The following is a 3790-nucleotide window of genomic DNA, read 5'->3' on the forward strand; positions in this document are numbered from 1 at the left end:
CCAAGGCTGGCAGGTAATGCCGCAATACACCGATATCCTGATGGACGAGGCACACGAGTTTTCCCCCGCATTGCTGCAGCTGCTGGAAAACAGTCCCCAGGCACTGATCAGTCTCGGCGATGAGTTCCAGCGCATCCGCGGCATGGCGTTAAAGCGCGACAATGTCATTCGACAACGGGAAATGACCCACTCGGTCCGTTCCAGCCGGAATGTGGAAGCCATCATCAATCCGCTCATTCAGGCCCACCCGAGTCGACTGAAAGAGCCTTTCATAGGCAATACCCTCGGTCACACCAGGATCAGCTATTACCGCACAGCAAGCATCCCGGACAAACCATCCGCCATTCTCGTGCCCGACTGGCTGGCCATGGTGGCCTGGCTCAAGCGGCTTGCCGACGCCGGTGCCGGCGCCCAATTGTTGGACAACCACCGCGACCTGCATAACCTGGGCAATGACCTGATCGGCCTGTATCGGGAAAACATCCGGCCCCGCCATCCGGAATTCCGGGAATGCAGTGCCTGGGACAGCCTCGCGAGAAGGCATCACAGCAACCCGGCCTTCATGGCCCTGAACCGCATACTCGAGGAAGGCTATAACTATGCTGACTGGTCGGCCGACATGGCACGCGTCACAGACGGGGAGCGGCCGCGCTTCACCCTCGGCCGCCTGGAATCGGCGAGAAACCATGAATTTCGTCGTGTGATGGTCAGTGATGAATGGCTGGCAGAAATCAGGCACCGTGATCCCGCACCCTCACCCCATGTGCTTGCCCACCTCTACATCGCAACGACCCGTGCGACAGAAGAACTGATTCTGCCCATGACAATGCAGGAATGGATCGAAGCAATCAGCGGTTCATGAAGCCGGTTCAAGGTGAAAGCGGCCCAGGCCCATGCTGACCGCCTTGCCCACATGCACCGCTTGGCCGAGCAGCAGCCAGGGGACCAGTTCGTGGGCAACATTATCCAGCTCAAAGGCGCCACTGAGCCCACCGAGCTGATGGCGGGCACCCTGGCGATTGGAACGCCGGGCCCGCTCCTCCCATTGCAGGGTCTGGGCATGGAGCCGGACATCGGCGCAGGCCGCTTTCAGGGCGCGAAAATCCGCCGTCACCGGCCCCGGGCCGTACACCGCTGCGAGCAGCGACACCCGCCGGACCACCGCCATGCAGAAAGCGCCGGGATCGAAGCCCCGCTGGCCCAGGTGGCGACCGCCCACCCGCAGGCGCATCGGCGTCAGCAGCCTGACCCGCATGGGCCCCGCATGGCCCAGAATGCCCGCCTGATCCAGCCACTCGGCCTCGCTGGGCCCGGCCGCTTGCGGCTGGTCGGCATCAATCTCGCGCAAGCCCCCAGCCCGGTGCCAGCGGGCCACCGACACGAGCTTCAGGTTGTCTGCCATTTCCAGCCGGCCGGCACCCTCGGCCAGCCCCTGCACATAGGCCGGCAGACCGGCATTGGCCGTACCCAGCAGGGAAAGCCCCAGTGTCAGGGTCTCGCCTCGCGCCACCGGCCCTTCAGGCAGTTCATGCAGCAGCCAGGGCGATGGCAGCCGATCCAGCCCGGCCAGGGGCAATCCATGGGTATCGGCCGGCAGGGGTGGTTCGAACAGGCGGGCGTAGTCACAGGCCGGATCACAGTCGCAGGCCCTGTGCAGACCACGCGGACAATGCCGCTCACGCAGGGCATGGCCAAGCACGCCTCGCCAGGCCGACCCGGAAAAACCGGGATAGTCATAACGGTCATGCACTGCAAAACGCAGGCGATAAAAGCCAATCACCAGGCGGGGTAGATCTGTTTGCGATGACGGATGGGGCATTCCCTTAAAGCCTTCGCGCTTCGAAAAAAGGCTTAACGCTATCACATGCCCATGAGCGGGGAACACAATCCCAATTCGGTTTTCAATGACAGTCATGACGGCCTGACACCAGCTTGATTTCTGGTTCAGCCGATTGGATACTGAGCTAGGCGGAAAAGGGGAAGGACAAGGGGGACGACTTGCCTGAGATGCCGCTGGGTGCAATGCCCGGACTCGCAAACACTGCCGTATTGGGTTTCGTCGGCCACCGTCAAACCAGGCTCAGCCAGAACCGGAATGTACTCCAGGACCAGCTGGAAACGGTCCTGCGCGCGATTCAAACCCATAGCCCCAGCATTGTGCTCACAAGCGGTGCGGCCGATGGCAGCGACCTCCTCGCCGGCGCTGCCGCCCGGCACCTGGGCATGCCCTGGCACGCCATCACGCTGGATGACAACGAGATCCAGGCCGCACGCGACACCGGTGCCACCCGGATAGAAGCCCTGAATGAAACGGCTGCCACTTCCCCGAACGCGCCCTTCGTAGCCCTGCAGTCCCGAATCCTTGATTCCGCCGACCTGATCCTGGCCCTCTGGGATGGCCAGCCGAGTCGCGGCGCAGGCGGGACGGCGGACACCGTGGCACAGGCCGGCCGAAGGAAGCTGCCTGTTCTCTGGCTGGCAAGCCAAAGCAACCAGGCAAGACTCCAATATGGCGCTCTCGACCACTGGACAGGCGTCAATATCGATACTGACTAGCATTTCTCAATTCGGGATCTCTCAAGGAAAGACTGGAAACCAATCATGGCCTTACAAAGAACTGCTGTTTTTCTCGCCTCCCGCTTCGAAGAATTCTCCCGACTGAGAGCTCTGCTTTGCGAGCGCATCGAAGCCATCAAGTACCGCCAGATCGAGGCCATTGATCTCAATGACGGCCGGGTCGGCCACCGGCCTCCACTGGACGAATGCCTCTCGGCCGTGCGCCGGTCGGAATTCATGATCCTGCTGGTCGGTGAGACCTATGGCGGCAAGGCCCCGGGCGAGGATCACAGCTTCACCGAGCTCGAATACCGTGAAGCGATGAAGACGGAAAACTGCCGTGTACTGCCCTTCTTCATCGGCTCATCCTATGCCGACGGCAACATTCAGTACTCCGATGACCCGGTCTTTTCTGCCTGGCAGAAAGAGCTGCAGGACAATCACACCGTCGGCTTCCTGGATCCGTCACGCCCGGAGGAAGAGCTGGCGGATGAGATCTTTCAGTGGCTCGACAAGGCTCACTGGGAGTTTCATGAAGAGGGGGCCGCACATCAGACGGGTGAAGGGGAAGAAGACTGGGATGACAGTCCCGACACCACCGTCAGGGGCATCAATGAACAGGACATTGATCATTTCGACAAGTTCTCCGAAACCCATGACATCAACCTGACTACTGTCCAGGTCGAGAAAATGGGCGTGGAAGCCCTGCTACGACGCCAGATTTCCCTTCAGGCGCTCGAACACCGGGAAGAAGGCCGAAAAGCCATGGAGCTTGGCTTCACTGGCGAAGCCATCCATCACTTCAAGTCGGCCATCGATATTCTGCCGCTCGATGTGGCCAGCCACTATTATCTTGCCAAGGTCTATGTGGGCAGCTACCGGAAAAAGCATTTCCAGGCAGCCATAGAACATGCCGACAAGGCCGCCAGGCTCTACCGTGCCGAAGGCCGACGGGGCCGGGCGGCAACGGCCCACATCCTGGCGGCGCGGGCAGCTTCCGGCCTGGGCCGGCTTGCCGAGGGCCTTGAACACGCCAGAACCGCCGTCCAGGTAGCAGGCAACCTGGGCCGCTCGCATGTGGAGCTGGCCCGGCAGTACGCCCTGCAGCGAAAGCCGGAAAAGGCCATGGAGGCCATCGAGGACGCAATCCGCGTGTTCCCGCCAAGCCTGCGCCAGATCCTGGACGACCCGGACTTCAATCCGATCCGAGCGACCATCGATGAATTCCTCGCCA

General features: G+C 61.6%; 3 protein-coding genes and 1 pseudogene. 3 read left to right on the forward strand and 1 reads right to left on the reverse strand.

What is annotated here, in order from left to right:
• Positions 1-862, forward strand: a pseudogene (locus tag ACJWXQ_RS07230) (hypothetical protein); the annotation flags it as partial.
• Here ACJWXQ_RS07230 and cas6 read toward each other — a convergent pair.
• Complete coding sequence (cas6, locus tag ACJWXQ_RS07235; RefSeq protein ID WP_406672478.1) at positions 857-1819, reverse strand: CRISPR system precrRNA processing endoribonuclease RAMP protein Cas6; 963 nt, start codon at positions 1817-1819, stop codon at positions 857-859. The pseudogene ACJWXQ_RS07230 and the gene cas6 overlap by 6 nt on opposite strands.
• A 203-nt stretch (positions 1820-2022) precedes the next feature.
• On the opposite strand from cas6, the gene ACJWXQ_RS07240 reads away from it, so the two are divergent.
• Both ACJWXQ_RS07240 and ACJWXQ_RS07245 read left to right on the forward strand, forming a co-directional pair.
• Complete coding sequence (locus ACJWXQ_RS07240; protein ID WP_406672479.1) at positions 2023-2556, forward strand: hypothetical protein; 534 nt, start codon at positions 2023-2025, stop codon at positions 2554-2556.
• Between the two features lie 45 nt (positions 2557-2601).
• The coding region (locus tag ACJWXQ_RS07245) for a DUF4062 domain-containing protein (protein ID WP_406672480.1) at positions 2602-3790 on the forward strand (1189 nt) is incomplete at its 3' end.

Source organism: Natronospira sp. (assembly GCF_007134575.1).
GTDB lineage: Bacteria > Pseudomonadota > Gammaproteobacteria > Natronospirales > Natronospiraceae > Natronospira > Natronospira elongata.